This window comes from Streptomyces griseoruber, from assembly GCF_001514205.1.
Lineage (GTDB): Bacteria > Actinomycetota > Actinomycetes > Streptomycetales > Streptomycetaceae > Streptomyces > Streptomyces griseoruber.
This window is the reverse complement of the sequence record NZ_KQ948788.1, coordinates 46,677-65,489: the sequence shown is the minus strand read 5'-3', so window position 1 is coordinate 65,489 and position 18,813 is coordinate 46,677. Positions and strand designations below refer to the sequence as shown.

At 70.1% G+C, this 18,813-nt stretch carries 15 protein-coding genes and 5 pseudogenes; 3 read left to right on the top strand and 17 right to left on the bottom strand.

The window, feature by feature from the left end; genetic code table 11:
• Nucleotides 1-62: 62 nt before the first annotated feature.
• The 11 genes and pseudogenes from oxdA to AQJ64_RS49420 all read right to left on the bottom strand — a co-directional run bounded on the left by oxdA (nucleotide 63) and on the right by AQJ64_RS49420 (nucleotide 8,850).
• On the bottom strand, nucleotides 63-1,124 hold the full coding sequence (oxdA, locus tag AQJ64_RS41845) for an aliphatic aldoxime dehydratase (RefSeq protein WP_055635662.1): 1,062 nt from the start codon (nucleotides 1,122-1,124) through the stop codon (nucleotides 63-65).
• 36 nt (nucleotides 1,125-1,160) lie between these two features.
• Nucleotides 1,161-1,463, bottom strand: a complete 303-nt coding sequence (locus AQJ64_RS41840) for a (2Fe-2S) ferredoxin domain-containing protein (protein ID WP_240512723.1) — start codon at nucleotides 1,461-1,463, stop codon at nucleotides 1,161-1,163.
• A 101-nt stretch (nucleotides 1,464-1,564) separates the two neighbouring features.
• On the bottom strand, nucleotides 1,565-2,023 hold the full coding sequence (locus AQJ64_RS41835) for a nitrile hydratase accessory protein (protein ID WP_055635660.1): 459 nt from the start codon (nucleotides 2,021-2,023) through the stop codon (nucleotides 1,565-1,567).
• Complete coding sequence (gene nthA, locus AQJ64_RS41830; protein ID WP_055635659.1) at nucleotides 2,020-2,622, bottom strand: nitrile hydratase subunit alpha; 603 nt, start codon at nucleotides 2,620-2,622, stop codon at nucleotides 2,020-2,022. Before nthA ends, AQJ64_RS41835 begins: the two co-directional genes overlap by 4 nt.
• A complete protein-coding gene (nthB, locus tag AQJ64_RS41825; RefSeq protein ID WP_055635658.1) occupies nucleotides 2,619-3,338 on the bottom strand; it encodes a nitrile hydratase subunit beta in 720 nt (239 codons plus the stop codon). Before nthB ends, nthA begins: the two co-directional genes overlap by 4 nt.
• Nucleotides 3,335-4,870 (bottom strand): amidase, encoded by a 1,536-nt coding sequence (locus AQJ64_RS41820; protein WP_079062263.1) that lies wholly within the window; start codon nucleotides 4,868-4,870, stop codon nucleotides 3,335-3,337. Before AQJ64_RS41820 ends, nthB begins: the two co-directional genes overlap by 4 nt.
• A gap of 885 nt (nucleotides 4,871-5,755) precedes the next feature.
• A pseudogene (locus tag AQJ64_RS41815) lies at nucleotides 5,756-6,285 on the bottom strand (histidine phosphatase family protein).
• 772 nt (nucleotides 6,286-7,057) lie between these two features.
• Entirely contained in the window at nucleotides 7,058-7,456 is a 399-nt protein-coding gene (locus tag AQJ64_RS52525; RefSeq protein ID WP_157881009.1) for an endonuclease domain-containing protein, read from the bottom strand.
• Nucleotides 7,457-7,722: 266 nt separating this feature from the next.
• Nucleotides 7,723-7,950 (bottom strand): annotated as a pseudogene (locus AQJ64_RS47275) (IS5 family transposase); the annotation flags it as partial.
• A gap of 427 nt (nucleotides 7,951-8,377) precedes the next feature.
• Nucleotides 8,378-8,542: pseudogene (locus tag AQJ64_RS49425) on the bottom strand (transcriptional regulator); the annotation flags it as partial.
• Complete coding sequence (locus AQJ64_RS49420; RefSeq protein ID WP_157881007.1) at nucleotides 8,491-8,850, bottom strand: hypothetical protein; 360 nt, start codon at nucleotides 8,848-8,850, stop codon at nucleotides 8,491-8,493. The pseudogene AQJ64_RS49425 and the gene AQJ64_RS49420, both read right to left, overlap by 52 nt.
• Nucleotides 8,851-9,021: 171 nt before the next feature.
• Between AQJ64_RS49420 and AQJ64_RS41805 the strand changes: the two genes are divergently transcribed.
• Entirely contained in the window at nucleotides 9,022-10,782 is a 1,761-nt protein-coding gene (locus tag AQJ64_RS41805) for a S8 family peptidase (protein ID WP_055635654.1), read from the top strand.
• Nucleotides 10,783-11,209: 427 nt separating this feature from the next.
• Here AQJ64_RS41805 and AQJ64_RS51925 read toward each other — a convergent pair whose 3' ends face one another.
• Nucleotides 11,210-11,341, bottom strand: coding sequence for a hypothetical protein (locus tag AQJ64_RS51925; RefSeq protein ID WP_276206682.1), 132 nt, complete (start codon nucleotides 11,339-11,341; stop codon nucleotides 11,210-11,212).
• 437 nt (nucleotides 11,342-11,778) lie between these two features.
• Between AQJ64_RS51925 and AQJ64_RS48720 the strand changes: the two are divergent.
• A pseudogene (locus AQJ64_RS48720) lies at nucleotides 11,779-12,090 on the top strand (hypothetical protein); the annotation flags it as partial.
• Between the two features lie 257 nt (nucleotides 12,091-12,347).
• Here AQJ64_RS48720 and AQJ64_RS41795 read toward each other — a convergent pair.
• The 5 genes and pseudogenes from AQJ64_RS41795 to AQJ64_RS41775 form a co-directional block, all read right to left on the bottom strand.
• Nucleotides 12,348-12,641 (bottom strand): annotated as a pseudogene (locus AQJ64_RS41795) (FAD-dependent oxidoreductase); the annotation flags it as partial.
• A 47-nt stretch (nucleotides 12,642-12,688) separates the two neighbouring features.
• The gene (locus AQJ64_RS41790; protein ID WP_055635651.1) at nucleotides 12,689-13,381 is read right to left on the bottom strand and encodes a response regulator; all 693 of its coding nucleotides are present in this window, start codon (nucleotides 13,379-13,381) and stop codon (nucleotides 12,689-12,691) included.
• Nucleotides 13,382-13,418: 37 nt separating this feature from the next.
• Nucleotides 13,419-15,416 carry a hypothetical protein gene (locus tag AQJ64_RS41785; RefSeq protein WP_055635650.1) on the bottom strand — a complete coding sequence of 666 codons (1,998 nt, stop codon included), beginning with the start codon at nucleotides 15,414-15,416 and terminating at the stop codon, nucleotides 13,419-13,421.
• Nucleotides 15,417-15,432: 16 nt separating this feature from the next.
• The gene (locus AQJ64_RS41780) at nucleotides 15,433-16,116 is read right to left on the bottom strand and encodes an ABC transporter ATP-binding protein (protein WP_055635649.1); all 684 of its coding nucleotides are present in this window, start codon (nucleotides 16,114-16,116) and stop codon (nucleotides 15,433-15,435) included.
• Entirely contained in the window at nucleotides 16,113-16,487 is a 375-nt protein-coding gene (locus AQJ64_RS41775; protein WP_055635648.1) for a DUF4333 domain-containing protein, read from the bottom strand. The genes AQJ64_RS41780 and AQJ64_RS41775 overlap by 4 nt, the downstream gene beginning before the upstream one ends.
• A gap of 153 nt (nucleotides 16,488-16,640) precedes the next feature.
• Between AQJ64_RS41775 and AQJ64_RS41770 the strand changes: the two genes are divergently transcribed.
• Entirely contained in the window at nucleotides 16,641-17,810 is a 1,170-nt protein-coding gene (locus tag AQJ64_RS41770) for a sensor histidine kinase (protein WP_055635671.1), read from the top strand.
• The last annotated feature ends 1,003 nt before the right edge of the window (nucleotides 17,811-18,813 follow it).

The window sequence follows — 18,813 nt, the reverse complement described above, 5'->3', positions numbered from 1 at the left end:
GAACGGGTGCGGTCCGTTGCCGGGCCGAGCACCCGGCCCGGCAACGGGATCCGTGCGGTCGCTCAGACGGCGGCCGGGACCACCGCGTCGCGCATCATTCCGGTGCGCGGGTGGCAGTTGATGTACTCGAACATCTGGTCCTTGCCGTCGGCGACCGAGACCTCGTGGTAGAGCCGCAGCTTCTCCAGACCGGTCACCACACGGAAGAAGGTGACGAAGATCCGTAGGTGCGTCGGGTGCGATTCGGCCCACCGCTCGAGTGCGTCCAGCGACCGCCAGTGGCCGATGTTGTAGCTCTCGTCGAGCTCGTTGCCGTCGATGTCGATGCTGCGCACGAAACGGTTGCTGTAGCAGCCGAGCGTGTCGCCGTTGTCGCGCAGGAAGTCCATGCCGTCCTGAAGACTGGGCAGGATCTCGTCGAAGTAGAGGGCGCGCTCGTCCTCGCCTGCCGCCATCCAGTCCTGGCCGGACCGGATGAGCGCGATGTTGTCGTGGCCGCGGACGATCACGCGGCCGCCCTTGGCCGGATCACCTGAGACGACAGTGAGTTCGGAGCCGGCCTCCAGCCAGTCGGTCTGCGAGAGCGGGATGCGGTCACGCATCGAGCCCCAGTAGCCGTGCTCCTCGATCTCGTCACTGCACTGACCCATGACGCCGCCGATGCCCGGGAAGTCCTCGGTGAAGGCATACAAGGTCTCGAACTGCTCCACGCGCGGAGCCACGACCTCGCGGAAGTAGCCGAGGCCCTCGGTGAGCCGCTCCTGCGACTCCCACCAGGCCCTGACGTCGTCGGAGCGCAGCCAGCGGCAGTACGCGGCCGGGTCGGCCCAGTACGCGACGGCCATCAGATTGTGATGGTCCTGGTTGTCCACGTGATCGGTCAGGTCGTGGCGCACCGGGCCATCGGCGAGGCCGAAGCTCTCGACGATGTGCCCCAGCGCGGCCAGAGCCTGCGGACGTTTGCCCTCCTCGGAGTACTGGACACCGAAGTAGGCCATCACGACCTGCTGCAACGCCTTGTCACCACGGGCGACGAACATCGGGAACGGCGGCGCGTAGTCGCCCGACACACGCCGTGACAGTGTGCGCGGGCACCGGAGGTGCGTGTCGATCGCGGATTCCATGAGTGGTTCCTTCTGTGAGGTCGGGTGAGGGTGCCGTCACCAACCGGAGTTGCTGGTGCGAGCGATCTCCGCCCCGGTGCGGATGCGGCCGAGCTCCGGCGAGGGCTTGGCGATTCCGGGGCCGCCGTCACGCACCCAGGCAGCCAGGGCTTCGGCGCGCTCGATGGTGTTCACGTGGGTGATCCAGGCGGGTCTGGTCCCTGCGTGCCGTGCCCCGGGGGACGGGTTGACGACGACGACGTTGGAGAGCTCGCACGCCCACAGGCACTCGGTACGCACCAGTTCGGTGTCGGGACCGCTGTTGTGGGTGAGGATCTCGGCGATACCGTCGTGATCCACATCGGGATGTTTGCGGGTGGTGCCGCAACAGCAGCCCCGGCACATCCGGATCCGTGGGCCGATGTGCGCCGGCCCTGACGTCGCCGGAGCTGCTGATGCGTTCACGCGCCGTGCCTCTTCGGGCTACGTGCCGGATCGATCGCGATCGGCTCGGTGTGGGCCTCGTGGTGGTTGCGGTTCGGCGGCTCGGCGAGGACTCGCTGGACTTTCTCGTCGAGCACGTTCGGCTCCAGGACGCATTGGGTGGCCATGACGGTCTCCAGCGCGGCGACCCAGTGCTCGTAGTACGACCACGGAACCTCGCCCCTCTCGGCGTTGCCGTTCTCCCAGCCCTGGATGGAGGCGATCAGCGCGCCCTGGAACTGCGGCCAGTCGAACCTGAGCGCCTGGTGAGCCGCGACCGCCATCGCGAAGGCCCGGATCTCCCACGGGAACTGGAAGCCCATCTGGCTCGGGTCGGCGCCCGGCAGACCGCAGACGAGCTCCTCGACCTGGCGCCGGGACTCCCCGAGCGCCTCCGGGGAGGCATACGGGCCCGGGAGGGTGGCTGCGCCGGTCATGACGCGGCCGCGGCGACGGGACCGACGCCGATCATCGAGTCACGGGTGACGAGGTCGGCCAGTTGCTCCTCGCTCCACCCCTGCGTGCCGGCGGGGCGCTGCGGCAGAACCCAGTAGCGCATCTCGCTGCTGGAGTCCCATACACGCACCTCGACGTCCTCGGGCACGGTGAAGTCGAAGGAGTCGCCGAGCACCTTGCGCGGCTCACGGGTGATGGCGGCGCGGTACTGCGGGTCCTTGTACCAGTTGGGCGGAAGGCCGAGCACCGGCCACGGGTAGCAGGAGCAGAGGGTGCAGACGATGATGTTGTGGACGGTGTCGGTGTTCTCCACCACGACCATGTCCTCACCCTGCAGGCCGCTGATACCGAGCTCCTTGCACGCCTCGGAGGCGTCCTCGACGAGGCGGGCCTTGAACTGCGGATCGCTCCAGGCCTTGGCAACGACCTTGGCACCCAGTTGCGGGCCGACCTCGTGCTCGTAGATCTCGACCATTCGGTCGATGGCCTGGGTGGTCATGATGCCCTGCTCGATCAGCATGGACTCGAGCGCCTTGACTCGGGCGGCGATCTCCTCCTGGGTCCGGATCTTCGCGCTCACGCGACTGCTCCTTCGGCGTTGGCGGACACGGGGGTGACAAGTTCGATGTAGGGGTCCCAGACATCGACGTAGACGGAGCCGTTGGGCTCGGCGTGCTCGGCGCCCCACAGTTCTTCGTTGGTGAACCGCAGCGTGTAGACGTGCTCCGGGTTCTCACCGAGGCCGTTCCCGGCAGTGTCGGGGTAGATCATCGGTCCGTGGTGGAGTACTACCTCGCCGATCGCGCCACGGACGTAGCGGGCACGGCGGGTGTGCCCCCTGGGAGCCGAGCGGTCGACTCGGACGATGTCGCCGACCTTGAAACGGGCCACCTTGTCCGAGGGACGCCTGGCCGGAGCCCCGGACGGAACCACGGCCTCGACGAAGGCGAGCAGCTCGGGGTCGTCGGCGTGCTCCGGAAGAGGAGCATCCGGGTTCGCGAGGTAGTGCTCGGTGCGTCGGTCGAGTTCGGCCATGTCGAGCTTGCCGAGCTTCTCACCGAAGTGCTCGACGGTGTGGACCCAGTGCTCGTAGTACGGCGATTTCAGGTAGACGGCCGGATCGATCAACTCGATGCCGTGCCGGAACTGGTCGACGCCGAAGAAGCCTGCGCGGAAACACATGGCGAACATCGGGAAGACTGCCTTCTCCCATTCGGCGCGGAAGACCGGCTCCTCCTCGGGGACGATGACCGGCCCGACACCATCGGTGCCGGCGAGGTCGAACACACCGTTCATGCGCTGAACTCCTTCTTCCAGTCGGGGGCGGTGAACGTTCCGAGCGCCTGCTCGAAGGCGTGGGCCGCGCGCAGGACGTCGGCGTCGTCGAACCGCTTGCCGATGACCATCAGACCGACAGGCAGGCCATCGGCCAGGCCGGCCGGGATGGTGCATGCGGGATGACCGGTCACGTCGAGCGGCGCGGTGTTGGAGACCATCTCCAGGGCCCGCCCGAGGACCTCCTCAACAGGAGCGTCCGCCGCCGGGATGAGGCTTGCGGTGATGGGCAGCGTCGGCATGACCAGGACGTCATAGGTGCCGAGCACCCTGTCGTAGGCGGCGGCCATGACGCCTTCGAGGTTGCGCGCCTTGGCGTAGCCGGCGCCGTAGCCGTTGCGGAGGGCGTATGTGCCGCCAAGGGCGACCAGCTTGACCGTCTCGGAAAACACCGATGGATCGCGGCGCCACTGCTCGCCGAAGAACGCGATCTGCTCCGGGTCGTAGGAACCCTTCCAGTTCATGCCGTAGGCGTTGCCCTGGACCATCTGCCAGGTCGCGCCCTCGACAGAGATGACATCCCAGATCGCGGCGCCGTGCTTGTGCCACGGAATCGACACCTCTTCGGCGACGTGGCCCGCCGCCGTCAGCTTCTCGATGGCCTGCCTGACGACCGCGTTGACGCCCGGATCGGAGTTGGCCTGGTCGAACCCCTCAGCGACGACACCTATACGCAGGCCACGTCCCAGGTTCTCCAGCCCGGCGAGATAGTCCGTACCGGCGACGCCGGCGGGCTGGCGGGGGTCCTTGCCGTCCGCACCCGCGATCACTGTCAGCATCGCGGCGGCATCGGCGACAGTCGGCGCGATCGGACCCAGGTGGTCCAGTGACTGCTCGATGGGGAACGCCCCTGTGTACGGCACCAGGCCGAAGGTGGGCTTGAAGCCGACGACACCGCAGAACGCGGCCGGGATGCGAACCGAGCCGCCCTGGTCACCACCGAGCGCGAGGTCGACCTCACCAGAGGCAACCAGAGCGGCGCTGCCGCTGGAGGACCCGCCGGTCGTGCGGTCACGATCCCAGGGGTTGCGGACCGGGCCGGTCCTGGAGGTGTGCGAGGCCCCGGAGAAACAGAGGTCTTCACACACCGCCTTGCCGGCGATGGTCGCTCCTGCCTGGAGAAGACGCGTCACCACGGTCGCGTCCACGCTCGGAACAAAGCCGCGAAGAGTCTCCGATCCGTTCATCATGGGCACGCCCGCAACCGCGACGTTGTCCTTGACCGCAACACGGCGACCCGCCAATGGGCCATCGGTGCCTTCGCGCAACTCAGTGGTCACGTACCACGCGCCGAGCGGGTTGTCGGCCGGCTCGGACCACTTGCGCACCGGTGCTGTCGGCGCCACATCGCGGTCGTACAGCTCGTCAACGACCGCCCAGGAGCCGAGCAAGCCCGATGTCACCGCGTGGTACACGTCCAGGTGCTCCGCGGGAATGCCGAGCCGCAACTCATCCGCCAGGTCCTCGACGGCGCTCCGCGAGGGAAGCTCCATACCAATCCTCCTATATGCCAGGACTTATTGACGCGCAGGGAGAAACCGTGATCCGCGTTTCGTCGGGAGGCGAGAGAAGCCGACTGTGACATGCGACCCGGCGAAACGCGCCGGAGCCGGCGCCCGGGTCGTCGGGCTCGACCGCACCACCGTCGGCACCCGGACCAGTACGCCATCGACGTGGCGTCGGCATACCTGTGCACATCGAGCGCATTCTTCAACCGCGACGTCTGCGCCCCGAAATGCTCGAGCAGAGATTCCGTGACGCCCTCGGGACAAGAGGCCGACCGCATTTCGAAACGCTGCTCGGATTTCTTCTACTCGGAATGACGTGGCATCTCGGCCTCCAGTGCGCGTCAGCAAAAGCCCGGGACGTCCCCTTGGGGTTCCGCGAGTAACCATGACCGTACGAGCCTCCACGAGGTCGTGCTTGTCACACAGAGACAGCCGTCTTGACCGTCAGCGCCATCGTCACGGTCGGCCCGCCGTGTGCGCCGTGTGCGCCGAAGACCGTGGGCTCTGCGGGACTCAGTAGTCCGGGGGCCTGACGGACCCACCCTGTGGGCGTGAAAAGCGGTGTGCGGGCGAGACCCGTCGCTGCGTCCTTCGACCTGCACGTGGATGAGGCCGGGGCAGACAGCCGACAGCTCGTCGTAGGGGCAGCCCGTGCCCGCCCACGGCGTTGGTCAGCACCACAGCGGTACCCACAGGGCTGGCCGCCACCAGGTCCCGCACGATGCGGCGTCCGGCGTCGGAGCGCATGTTCTCCTGGCGCCGACGGCTCGTGGCTGACCGCCGGCAGGCGGCAGATCGGCGCCCACGGCGCCCGTGTCCGGGTGCCGGCGCAGCGGGTGGAGCAGAGCGAGGATCTGCACTGGAGCGGCCTTATGGGTGCTCGGCTTCGGCTTCTTCGGCTTGCGGTCGGCCGAGCGGCAGCCCGATCCGCAGGTTCCACGTCCGGCGCGTCCGCTGAGATCGGTTGCCGTCAGGGGCGGGACATCGAGGCGCCAGAACGTCGCTTCGGGCGCGCCGAGGACCGTGAGCACCGCCGCCCGTACGATCTCCGGCCCCACCACGGCGAGAGTTCGGCCCGCGTTTGTGCGCGAGGCGTCCAGCCAGTGGGCGACCGCGCCGGGTTCCTCCGCGGCGACCCCGGCCAGTCTCCGGCCCGTCCAGCGGCCCACGTCCAGGCCGGCCAACTCCGGCGCCTCGGCAGCGTCGAGTCCGAGGGCTGCGGCGGTCTCCCGGCAGCGCACGGTGGGAGAGACCAGCACCCGGTTGGCCGCGCGCAGCGCGTGGGCAGCCGACCGGGCCTGCGCCGTGCCACTTGCATCGAGGCGAGTGCCGTCGTCGAAGCAGGCCTCCCGCAGCGATCGGTTCATCGCGGGTGAGATCAAGGCGACACGGCTGGTCACGCCTTCGCTCCTGTCCTTGGGGGCACATCCACTGCCGGGGCGGGCGGCCGGGACAGGAGCCCGCCGGCTCCGCGCGGACCGTGCGGGCCACGCCGACCAGTTCCTCCAGGACGGCACGCGTCCCGTGCGGGCCGCGGGTCTTCAGGCCGCAGCCGGGGTGACACACGGCCGTTCGGCCGGAATGGCCTCGAGTCCCCACGCGGCAGGGCGGCCGCCTCGACCACGGCCCGCCTCGCGCGGACAGCCGCAGGCGGCCGGTTCCCTATAAGGAGTTTCCGAACACCTCCAGGATGCGCTCGGCAGCCAGCGCGGCCGTCAACTCGCCCTCCCTGACCTGTTGTCCGAGGGCGGGCGTCAGGGAGCGTTCCGCGGGTCGGCATTCAGTCGGCCCAGAGGCTTCCGCCGAAAGCGGACCCGCACCGCTTCCTCCGGCCTCCCGCCCGTCCGCAGCCCCGCGCGGCCGGCCGAACCAGTCCTGCCGTGGTCACTGCCGCCACGGTGGCCGCGCCCATGCATCGCTTCCGTGCTTCCGTGGGACATCCGGTGGCGTCGTCGAAACGGGAGCAGGCAGGCCAAGACGCCCGCTCCATCACCTCTCCTGCAACTCCGACGGCCAGGAGCGGCGGAACCCCCGTCACGCGAGTCAGTCCGACCTCCCAGAAAGCAGCGTGAATCGGCCCCACGCAGTCGGCACCGTCGTGTCTGAAGGCGGATTCGCCCGGTCTGACCGGTCAGCACCCCCATCGGAGGCACAGCGGGCGGCACTGGAGCGTCACGAAGCCGCGAAGAAGGCGTCCATGATCTTACTCAGAGTGCCGCGAGGGTGCCTGCAATCGCGATCGGTCACCTGAGCCTCTGGTCTCCTGGCGGGCGGATTGCTCAGGTACTCGTTGAAGCGCGGGCTGTCTCGGAGTATGTCCGGCAGGCGCTCGTAAGCAGGAAGACGAACCATGTTGCATGGACGACAAAGGAAACCCCGTACGCACTCGCCGCACGATTCTTCCTTGTCACAGCAGCCATGGTCATGGTCAATATGCAGTTGCGCCTCGCCACCTCCGCCGATGAAGTCGTGGCCACCATAGTCAAACTCTTCCTCACAGAGACCACAGGCATCCTGCTGCGCCCGGCAGATGGCGTTGTAGCCCGCAACCGTCAGGTTGTACCTCCACACCCGCTGCTGAAGCCTGTCACAGCGGACACAAAGATCCTTATTACGCCGTCGGACACTGGGGTCGGGATCTTCACCATCCTGGCAAATCGCGCAGGAGAAGAAATCGAAGAAGTCATCAGGGAGCACGCTGCGGACCCTAACCCCCAGCACTGACGCTCGGGACAGGCACGGGCGGCAACGGCACGAGGCCTGGTCAACGCGCTGGACTCGCCCACCGCCTCACTGAGCGTTTGGTCCGGTGATTCGTGTTTGGTCCCGGGGCAGGTTCCGCGCCAGTTCGGTGTGGCTTCGTCGGTGAGGCGGCGGGCCATGAGGTCGATCATCGCGAGGTGGATCATGGCTTCGGAGCGGTGCGGGTGGCGTTCGCAGTCGCGGGCGAGGCGTCGGTGGTGCATGAGCCAGCCGATGCTGCGTTCGGTGGTCCACCGTCTTGGGATGATCGTGAACCCGCGGGCGCCGGGCGGGCGTTGGACGGGGTGGACGTCGATGCCGAGGCCTGGCCCACAGCCAACCCGACCCTGAGGGCCTGGCCACTGGGGCCCGTGCGACCCCGAAGGGTTCGCGGCGATGGGCGTCGCCGAAACCCTGCTGCACACCTACGACATCACGCAGGACTGTCCGTGGACTGGCTGCCACCAGCACCGCCGAGCGCAGCAGTACTCAACCGGCTCTTCCTCGCCGCCCCACACGGAGACCCCACTCAGGTACTCCTCTGGTGCACCGGCCGCGGAGAACTCGACGGCCTCCCTCGCCAGACCTCATGGAGGCGGGGAAGCAGCACGATCGGACCCATCGAGCTGACCCCGGCGAACGTTCCCGGTCACAGCACCAGATTCCCAAGCCAGGCCCATCGCTCACTCAGTGATCATTAGAGGATTTGTCACAGTCCGCGGCGACTTCCGCCGGGGCGCTGGTGCCGCGGTGGATGCCGGCCCTGCGCCGGTCGTGCTGGTTGCCGGTCGAGTGCTCGGGCCGGCCGAGCGGCAGATGGGTCCTGAGCGCGGGCAGGTGGGTTCCGTGGATGTTGGGCGCGGTCACCTCATCGACGTCGGCGGGGAGTTCGGGGCGGGTCCGCTCGGTGCGGGCTGCGGCCAGGTGCCGGCGCCGATCCAGGCGAGGACGACGGTGGCGTACTGCTCTCGGGCGCCGGGGACGAGGGGATCGGTGACGGTGGTGGGTCCGTCGTAGGTGATGTGGATGCGGGCCGCAGGCCCTTCGTACTGAGCGGCCTCGAGGCGGCGATGGCCGGGGAGCGCCTCGGGTCGGGTCCGGCTCTGGTGCGGGCAGCACGGCCGGCGCCAGGTCGGCGGCGTATGCCAGGGCGCGGTCGGTGTCGCCGAGTTCCCGAGGGGTCTCGACCCCTCGATGCCCGGAGTGCGTCTCTTTTCAGCCATGCCCCTATGGCGTGCCTGCGCGGAAAGGTACTTCCGCACAGGAGCATGCACCTGACATCTTGCATCCACCATTCGTTTCGTACGGCCCCGCCGGTGCCCTCAGCGCCGGCCGGGCCGTCTCCGGAGGACGCATTGATACCCCCCATATCCGGCCGACCTAGACGCACGCTGGTGCTGGCGGCCACGCTCGGCGCCGTCCTCGCGTTCGGCGCCCCGGGCGCCCTCGCGGGCACGCTCCCCGTCGCCCCTTCCACCGCGACGGCCGCCAAGGCCCACGCTCCGGCCGCCGTGCCGGCTTCCCGGAGTGCGGCCTGGGTGGCCGGCACGCGTGCCTACCTCGTGATCACCGCCCCCGGCGACAGCTCGGCGGTCCGTTCCGCGATCGCGGCCAACGGCGGCACCGTCTTCTCGAACTTCGACGCCATCGGCGTGATCGTCGCCCACTCGGCGTCCAGCGGGTTCGCCGCCACCATGCGCGGCGTCGCCGGCGTGCAGCAGGTCGGCGCCACGCGCACCTCGGACGTCCCGGCCGACGCCTACAACCCGGCGCTCCCGGCCGATCCGGCCCAGGCCTCGACCCCGGCCGGAGAACCGGTCCGGGCCGACATGAGCCAGATCAAGGCCGACCAGGCCTGGGCCGTGAACCCGGGCTCCGCCTCCGTCAAGGTCGGCATCCTGGACACCGGTGTGGACGACCGGCACCAGGACCTGGCGCCCAACTTCGACGCGGCCGACTCGGTCTCCTGCGCCTACGGCAAGCCCGACACCCGTGCCGGCGCCTGGCGGGACGTCGACACGCACGGCACCCACGTAGCGGGCACCATCGCCGCGGCCAAGAACGGCAAGGGCGTCGTCGGCGTGGCCCCCGGGGTGACGATCGCCGCGGTCCGGGTCGCCGAGCCGGGCAACTCCTTCTTCTTCGCCGAGAACACCATCTGCGGCTTCGTGTGGGCCGGTGACCACGGCTTCAAGGTCACCAACAACAGCTACTACACGGACCCGTGGCAGTTCAACTGCCCGGACGACATCGACCAGGCCGCCATCATCGAAGGCGTCAGGCGCGCCCAGGAGTACGCCGAGGGCAAGGGCTCCCTCCAGATCGCCGCGGCGGGCAACGAGAACTACGACCTCGCCCACAAGACGACCGACTCCGCGAGCCCGAACGACTCGACGCCGGTCACCCGCACCATCACCAACGCCTGCCTCGACATCCCGACGGAGCTGCCGGGCGTGGTCACGGTCGCGGCCAACGGCACGGGCGTCACCAAGGCCTCGTTCTCCAACTACGGTCAGGGCGTCATCGACGTCGCGGCGCCGGGCAGCAACGTGTACTCCACCGTCCCCGGCGGCGGCTACGGCAGCAAGAGCGGCACCTCGATGGCCACCCCGCACGTGGTCGGCGTGGCGGCACTCATCGCCAGCGCCAACCCTGGCATCACCCCAGCGGAGATCCGCGCCAAGCTGGCCGCCCAGGCCAACGACATCGCCTGCCCCTCGGACAGCCGCTGCACGGGCACGACGGCCAGCAACTCGTTCTTCGGCGAAGGACAGGTCGACGCCCTCAAGGCCGTCGGGACCACCCCGCCGCCCGGCAAGTACTTCGAGAACCTCGCGGACTTCGCCGTCAACGACAACGCAACCGTGGAGAGCCCGATCGCCGTGACCGGCGTGACCGGCAACGCCCCGGCCACCCTCAAGGTGGGTGTGGACATCAAGCACACCTACATCGGTGACCTGAAGGTCGACCTGGTGGCGCCGGACGGCACCGTCTACACGCTGCACAACCACGCCGGCGGCAGCGCCGACAACATCGCCCAGACCTACACCGTGAACGCCTCCTCGGAGGTCGCGAACGGCACCTGGAATCTGCGCGTCAACGACAACGCCGCCTCCGACACAGGCAAGATCGACGCCTGGAACCTGACCTTCTGACGCAGGGCCCGGCAACACCCGCGTCGGCACGCTGTGCGCCGACGGCAGCTCCCTGTCCGCGGCCGCGACGAGGCGGGCTGCGGTCGGCCAGGGCTGGAACCGCTGCGCGGCAGAGGGCACAGGTGCCTCGGCGGCGGTGAACGCCGCGGCCGGGGCCGCCATGCCGGAGGCGTCCGGGAAGGCCGCGAACGGCCGGGGGCCGGTGCCCGGCTCACCGTGCGCCTCCCTGAGAAGCTGCAGGGCCGTGTCCGCGCTGACCGTACGGTCAGCGCGGACACGGTCGCGCGCGCCGCGGCCCTGAGGGGTGCCAGCCGGTTCGAGCGGCGGGGCCATACCGGCCCGGACCGCGGAGGCGGAGGCGGAGGCGGACGCTCCGGCCGAACGGCGAGGTCCCCCACACGTATGTGGCCTGGTTGTTCACTGCCGTTCAAAGCGTGGTGACGGGCGAGTGCACACTGCGGCGTCTCGCCGGTCTGCCGACGAACCCCTGGGCCAAGGCGGCGGCCGTCAGGGCGGCGACTTCGTCGATCTCCGCGTAGCAGGCCGGACCGTCCCTCATCTCTTCGTCGTGCTCTTGGGTCCAGCGGGTGAAACTGGGCGTGGATATGAGCAGGTGCAGCTCGGCGTAGGCCAGGGCCGTTAGCGGCGGGGTCCTGCGGCGGCACGGGGGCCAGCATTGCGATCATGATCTCGAGCCGATCGCGCCCGACACCCGCGCGGTCGACCACCCGGTCCGAGTGGCCAAGGGCAACCTCACCGCCGTGACCGGAGTCACCACCGGCACGTTCACCCGGCCCATGCCCGACGGCAAAGGCGGCTTCATCCCGCCCACTGGCAAGAAATACGCCATAAACCTGGTCACTGTCGGCATCCGGAACAAGCATGGTCTGATGGATGAGGAATTCATCATCTACGAGAGTTGGGGCGCGAACGTCTCGGTTCAGCTCACCGGCAGTCGGCCAGGCTTCGAGGGCGCAGGACCCGGTGGGTGCAGGGGAATTGCCGGGCGAGTTCGGGCCGTGGCCGACGGTCTACGGCCGCTTCCGGGTGTGGAGGGACGCCGGGCGTCTTCACCGCACTGCTGGAAGGCGTGATTGCTGAGGTCGCCCGCCAGGGGCAGTCGGACTCCCTGGTCAGCGCGGACTCCACCACCGCCCGCGCCCACCACGACGCCGCCGGGATGTGCATCGGCAAGAGGTCATGGACGCCCTTGAGGAAGCCGCCGTCGACCAGGAACGGGCCAGGAAGGGGGCGGCCCGCCGGAAGCAGGGCGACCCCCGGGGGCTGCGCTCCCACTCCCGGCGGCAGGCCTCGGGATCCGGTGATACGGATGCCAGCCACGGCCGCCGTCCTGGCCCCAGTCATGACAGGGACCTTCCTCTCTCCAGAGCTCCGTCGGACGCGGTTTCGCGTCAGGAACACAGACAGAGGCTCCGGCCGGGCATTACGCGGGATCCGACCACTTCTTGGTGGTGAATGGGTAACACGGTGCAGCTGGGCGTACGCCTGCTGATCACGTGTGCGCCTTCACACCCCGCTGACCACTGGTTTCGGGTCCCCGCGCCTCAGCTGTCGAAGCCCAGCCCCAGCCGGTCCATGGCCTTCAGCCACAGGTTGCGGCGGCCCGCGTGGGAGTCGGCTCGAGCCAGGGACCGCTTGGTGAGGGCGATGCCGGTCCAGGCGAACGGCTCCCGCGGAAACGGCAGCGGCTTCCTGCGGACCATCTCCAGTTCGGTGCACTCGGTGCGCTCGCCCGCGAGCAGGTCCAGCATCACGTCGGCGCCGAACCGGGTGGCACCCACCCCCAGCCCCGTATAACCGGCCGCGTAGGCGACTTTGCCCTGGTGGGCGGTGCCGAAGGGCACGCCCGGGGCCGCCGTGGATCTTGAAACCTCCGCCGGACGGCTCAGGGACCCGGCCGCACCTGACCGTGCTGCCAGGCCCAGGCCGCGATCTCGACGCGGTTCCGCGCGGCCAGTTTCAGCTGAACGCTGGAGAGGTGCGTCTTCACCGTGGACAGCGAGACGTACAGTTCGGCGGCGATCTCGGCGTTCGTCCGGCCGAGGGCGACCAGCCGGACGACCTCGGCCTCGCGGTCGGTGAGCGGCTCGCGCAGTGCCGGTGCGGGCGAGGCCGGCTCGGGTGCCGCCGTCGTCGGGGCGGTGAGGTGTCTGAGCAGCCGGACGGTGACCGATGGCGAGACCAGCGAGTCGCCGACCGCCGCCGCCCGGACCGCCTCCGCCAGCAGCGTCGGCCCCGAGTCCTTCAGCAGGAACCCGCAGGCCCCGCCGCGCAGCGCGCCGTACACGTACTCGTCCAGGTCGAAGGTCGTCACCACTACCACCCGCAGCGGATCGGCCACGTCCGGCCCCGCGAGCAACCGCGTCGCCGCCAGCCCGTCCAGCTTCGGCATCCGGATGTCGAGCAGACACACATCGGGCCGCTCGCGCCGGGCCAGCGCCACGGCCTCCTCGCCGTCGACGGCCTCGGCGACCACGGTGATGTCGGGCTGCGCGTCCAGGAAGAACCGGAAACCGGTACGGACCATCTCCTGGTCGTCGGCGATCAGCACACGGATGGGCGGGGCGGGGACGGTCATGGGTCGATCATGCCTCAGGGGAAGGTGGTGGCCGGTGTCAGTCCGTCGCCCGGGTCGGGTCCGCCGTGACCGCGCGCAGCAGCGGGCGGCTGGCGCCGATCGCGGCGAGCATGGCGAGGGCGCCGAGGGTCACGCAGACGGCCAGTTGTACGGCGCCGGAGGTGCTGATCGTGCTGCCCGCCGCCTTGTTGACCTGGACGGCGGCGTAGAGGCCGGTCGCGGTGGTGCCGCCGGCCAGGACGAGCAGCGGGAGGACCGTTTCGCGGACCCTGGCCCGGTCCAGCACCTTCAGCGGGGTGCCGGACAGCCGCAGCAGACCGTACGTACGGCGCCGGTCGAGGACGTTCGCGGCGGCGGTCAGTCCGGCGGAGGCCGTCGCAATGAGGAAGCTCACGGCGAGGGTAGCGGTTCCGAGCTGGGCGAGGCGGTCGGTGACGGAGGTGTCCGGGGCCTCGGCGTAGGCCCCGGCGTACGGCAGTCGCCCCGCGCCGAGGGGCTGGAGTGATGTGACGGCCGTGTCGAGTCGGTCCGGTCCGCCGGAGACGTGTGCGACCACGCCGTCCATGCCGCCTAGGAGGATGCCGTCGTCGCTCGTGCCGACGGTCGCGTCGACGCCCGCCGCGCGCAGCAGTCGGCGGGCCTCGCCGACCGCGTGCCGGGCGTCGGCGGCGTTCGCGGTCGGCACGGCGACCTGGCCGCGGTGGTCGAGGCCGACGATGCCGAGATGGCCGACGGTGAAGAACCCGGCGACGAACCCGGCCAGCACCAGACCGCTTACCGTCCGCCAGGCACCGCGCGGGTCGTCGCTGAGCCGGCGGGCGGCCAGCAGGGTGGCGGGGCGGCGGGCGAACCGGCCCGCGATCCGGCCCAGCCGGTCCACGACCCACGGCCCGAACATCCAGAAACCGCCGTAGAACAACAACATCAGCGCGACCAGCGTCCCGGGCTTCAGGGTCCTGCCGTCCGTGCTGACCCGGATGTAGACCAGCACCGCCAAGAACAGCACGAGCCGGACCAGCCGGGTACGGCGCGGGTCCGACTGCCGGGCGACACCGAGCGGCGAGGACGCGACCTGACGCAGCATCGACACCGCACTCACCGCGATCAGCCCGGCCACGCCCACCACGACCGCCACCACCCACGGCAGGCCTACCCACAACTGCCCGGTGTACCAGGTCCCGATGCTGTACGGGACCTCGGCGAGCGCGGGCAGCAGCGCCCCGTAGGCCAGCGCACCGGTCAGGGCACCGGCCGCTCCCACCGCGGCCGCCTCCACGCCGCTCATGGCGAGGATCTGCCGGGGAGTCGCCCCGGCGAGCCGCAGCGCCGCGAGGCGTTGTTCCCGGCGGGCCGCACCGAGCCGTCCTGCCGCGGAGGCCAGCACGATCACGGGGACGACCAGGAGACCCACGCCGAGCAGCACCGCGGACTGGTCGTCGACGGTGAACACGCTGCGCCGTGTACCGGAGAACCCGGAGACCACGGCGCGCGAGGTCAGCCCCTCGTCGTAAAAGCCTTGTGCGTCCGCCGACTTGGAGACGGCGGGGTCCGTTGGCGCCCGGCCGATGACGGCCACGAGCTCGTCGGACGAGGCGAGTCCGGCGGTGCCGATCGTGCCGGAGGGCGTCGACTTCGGGAAGCGGTAGGCGAGTTGGGCCGAGGGGAGAGCGCGGAGGAGCTTGGCGAGGGCCGGGGAGACGTACCACTCGCCCTGTTTCGGGAAGGTGTTCAGGCCGGGTGGGGCTGGTGTCGTTCTGCGGCCGGGGAGTTGGGCGAGTGATACGACGGTGATGGGTTCGTCGCGGACGTAGGTGGTGGCGAGGGCCTCGATCGCGGTGCCGTGGCGGTCCGGGGCGGGGGTGCGCCAGGCCGTGCGGTCGGCGCGGGCGCCCGCACCCAAGTAGGCAGCGAGCAGCGTCAGCAGGACGAGGGAGCCTACGGCGGCGGCAGCGGCGGCGAGGAGGTGGTTCTGCAGGCCGCGGCGGCCGGACGACTTGGCGAGGTGCCAGGTCAGGGGCAGGACGGGGGAACGCATCGAGGGCTCCGGAGGCTCAACTTGCGGTGAACTGGCTGTAGTTGGTGATACGGCCGTCGCGGACCTGGAGGATCCGGTCGCAGTGGGCGGCCACCTCGGCATCGTGCGTGACCATCACCAGGGCGGCACCCTGCTCACGGGTCACCGACGTCAGCAGACGGACGACCTCCGTGCCGGTCGCCTGGTCCAGGGCGCCAGTCGGCTCGTCGGCGAAGACCACGTCGGGTGCCACGGCCAACGCGCGTGCGATGGCGACCCGTTGGGCTTGCCCACCGGACAACTGGCCGGGGCGGCGCCGCTCCAGACCGTCCAGACCGAGCGGCGCGAACCAGCGCCGGGCGCGCTCGACCGCCTGTGCGCGGGGCAGGCCCTCCAGCATCAACGGGAGGGCGACGTTCTCCTCGGCGGGCAGCTCGGGCAGCAACTGGCCGGACTGGAAGACGAATCCGAAGCGCTTGCGGCGCAGGGCGCTGAGCCGGTTCTCGCCCAGGTCGTCTATCCGCTCGCCGCGCAGGAGAACCTGGCCGCCGTCGGGGCGGATGATCCCGGCGAGGGTGTGCAGCAGGGTCGACTTGCCGGAGCCCGACGGGCCCATGATCGCGAGGGAGTCGCGGGTACCGACCTCCACGTCCACGCCCGCCAGGGCCGTGGTGGAGCCGTACTTCTTGGTGAGGCCGACACCGGCCAGGACAGTGCTCATGAGCGCTCGAACTTCCACGTGACGGAGTCGGCCGAGGCCTTGACCACGGTGACGGGGATGTGGACCGTCGAACCGTCGCTCTTGTGGCCTGTACAGGTGACGGTGGCTCCCGCGACGGCCTCCAGACCGGTCAGGCAGGTCACACCGGAGATCTTGTCGCCGACCCAGGGGAGCGGGTGGTACCGGCTCTGCGTCCGACCGGCGACGATGTCGGCCGACAGCGCCTTGTGGCCGTCCACCGACACCGTGCTGTGCGCGTCGAGCTCGGTGGTGGACTCTGTACTGGAGAGCAGATGGGTGCCGAGTGCGCCGAGGGCAAGCGCGGCCGCCGCGCCTCCGATCACCCCGATGACGAACCTGCGGGACTGCATCACGTACTCCTGAATGGTCGGAGAGGAGGAAGTGGCTCCACTCTCGCCGGTACGGACCCGCGCCCGCCTCGGCCGAACGGCCAGGGTTCGCGGCCTGTCCGCTCGACCGTTCGGCCGATCCCGTCCCACCGAGCTTCGCATACCGTGGCCAGCATGAAATCCGCTACTGGCCGGGGCTGCGCGCGGGGGCTCGCCGTGGGCGCCCTGCTCGGGCTCGTGGTCTACGACCTGAGCTTCACGGCCTCCACCGGCCGGGCGACCTGGCTGGCGACCGTGGTGCTCCTCACCGGCCTGGCCGCCGTCCTGTGGCCCGTCGCCCGGCGCCCGCCGTGGTTCACCCCGCAGCTGCGCACCGCTGTGCCCGCCGCTTTCTCGCTGGCGTGCAGCGTGGGTGCGGTCCTCGCCGGACGGTCGGAGCTGTTAGGCCCCGGCGAGATCGTCATCCTGCTCACCCTGACCTTCATCGCCGTGCGGCACTGCCCGCAGCGATGGGCCGTGGTGTGCGGCGTCCTGGACGGTCTGGCCCTGCTCGGCCTGTCGGCGCGCTACTACCACTCGGTCACCGACGAGAACCTGCTGCTGGTCACGGTACTGGGGCTGGTGCTGCTCGGCAGCACCGCCGGGATGGCCGGCTATCTGCGCTCGCTCGACTACCGCCGCACCGTCGCGGTCACCGAGACCCGGCGCGCCGAACGCCTCGCCATCGCCGCCGACCTGCACGACTTCGTTGCCCACCACGTCACCGGCATCCTCGTGCAGAGCCAGGTGGCCCGCATGATGGCGACCAGCCGGCCCGAAGACCTCGACCCCGTCCTGGCGGGCATCGAACGCGCCGCGACCGAGGCCCTGGCCTCCATGCGGCGCACCGTGGGCGTACTGCGCGACGCCGGACCGGACGCGGCCGGCCACCGCCCGGTCGGCGACCTGGCGGCCGTGGCCGAACTCGTCGACGGTTTCGCGAGCCCCGTCCAGAAGGTCACCCTGCGCCGCGACCCCACCCTGCCCGACGACCTGCCGCACGAGGTGCAGGCCGCCGCCTTCCGGGTCGTGCAGGAGGCCCTGACGAACGTACGACGCCACGCGGCCGACGCCGCCGAGGTCACCGTGGGGCTGCGCCGCTCCGGCCGGCACTTGGAGGTCACCGTGACGGACGACGGCCACGGCGGCGCCCAACTCCCGCCCGCCGCACACGGCGGCGGCTTCGGCCTCGTCGGTCTCACGGAACGGGTGACGGCGCTGGGCGGTGAACTCCGGGCCGGTCCACGCGAAGGGGAGAGGGCCGGGTGGGAGGTGCGGGCGGTGTTTCCGGCGGGGCGCTTCTGAGAGGGCGGGATGTGAGTTTTGCCTGACAGATGAGCCCACGGCAGATAGGCTGCGGCCCCGCGCAGGACCTCGTTCTCCTGCTCGAGCAGCTTGATCCGCCGACGTGCTTCCCGCAGTTCCGCGCTCTCCTGACTGGATACCCCTGGTCTGGCCCGGTCATCGATGCCGGCCCGGTGCATCCATTTCCACAACGTCATCGGGTGCGTTCCGAAGTCGGTGGCCACTTGCTCGACCGTCACACCTGGGCCGCAGTTCCTCGCGACTCGCACGACGTCCTTGGTGAAGGTCCAAGGCTTGGGTAGGACGACTGAGAAGCCGTATCTCAACCGATCATGGAACGTGCAGGTCGAACAGGCTTCTCGCCGGGGTGATCTTCTGGCGGTCGGCGCATGAAGGCAGCGCCCCTTGGTAGCTCGGAGGTGCGAACCGAACCGAGCAGTACCAGGAGGCCCTGTTGTCGCAGTTGTACGCGCTTGCGCCCGCTGTTCTCAACTTCGACTCCCGATCGTGTGATTGCCTCGCGCACGTGTACGGGAATGCGGCCGATCATCCGGACCGGGTCCGCCGCTATCCGTCGGACATGACGGACGCGGAGTGGGCGGCCATCCGTCCGTTGCTGCCGGTGCCTGCCTGGCTTCGACCTGACGGCAGGCGGCGCCGCTTTCGCCTTTGAGGCGGCAGGACACCCGGACGCCTTGGTGACGGCCTACGCGGCGGCACCACCGTCGCGATCGGTCTGCCGCACCCCACCAGCAGCTTCAAGCTCCCCGCCCTGAGCCTGGTTGCAGAAGAGCGCCAACTCGTCGGCTCCTACATGGGATCCGCCGTTCCCCGGCGCGACATCCCCCGCTACGGTGAGCTGTACCGCGCCGGCCTACTCCCCGTCGGCCTCCTCGCGGACTCCGAAGTCCCCCTTGCTGAGGTCAACACAGCCCTGGACCGCCTCGCCGACGGGGCGGTGGGGCGCCAGCTCATACGCCCGAACTAGTGCCGCGGCAGGCAA

Bases quoted from the DNA above. Each gene is read 5' to 3' on its own strand.
- oxdA (WP_055635662.1), bottom strand. From the start codon at position 1,124: ATGGAATCCGCGATCGACACGCACCTCCGGTGCCCGCGCACACTGTCA.
- AQJ64_RS41835 (WP_055635660.1), bottom strand. From the start codon at position 2,023: ATGACCGGCGCAGCCACCCTCCCGGGCCCGTATGCCTCCCCGGAGGCG.
- nthB (WP_055635658.1), bottom strand. From the start codon at position 3,338: ATGAACGGTGTGTTCGACCTCGCCGGCACCGATGGTGTCGGGCCGGTC.
- AQJ64_RS41820 (WP_079062263.1), bottom strand. From the start codon at position 4,870: ATGGAGCTTCCCTCGCGGAGCGCCGTCGAGGACCTGGCGGATGAGTTG.
- AQJ64_RS49420 (WP_157881007.1), bottom strand. From the start codon at position 8,850: ATGGCTGAAAAGAGACGCACTCCGGGCATCGAGGGGTCGAGACCCCTC.
- AQJ64_RS51925 (WP_276206682.1), bottom strand. From the start codon at position 11,341: ATGAGGGACGGTCCGGCCTGCTACGCGGAGATCGACGAAGTCGCCGCC.
- AQJ64_RS41790 (WP_055635651.1), bottom strand. From the start codon at position 13,381: ATGACCGTCCCCGCCCCGCCCATCCGTGTGCTGATCGCCGACGACCAG.
- AQJ64_RS41785 (WP_055635650.1), bottom strand. From the start codon at position 15,416: ATGCGTTCCCCCGTCCTGCCCCTGACCTGGCACCTCGCCAAGTCGTCC.
- AQJ64_RS41780 (WP_055635649.1), bottom strand. From the start codon at position 16,116: ATGAGCACTGTCCTGGCCGGTGTCGGCCTCACCAAGAAGTACGGCTCC.
- AQJ64_RS41775 (WP_055635648.1), bottom strand. From the start codon at position 16,487: ATGCAGTCCCGCAGGTTCGTCATCGGGGTGATCGGAGGCGCGGCGGCC.
- AQJ64_RS41770 (WP_055635671.1), top strand. From the start codon at position 16,641: ATGAAATCCGCTACTGGCCGGGGCTGCGCGCGGGGGCTCGCCGTGGGC.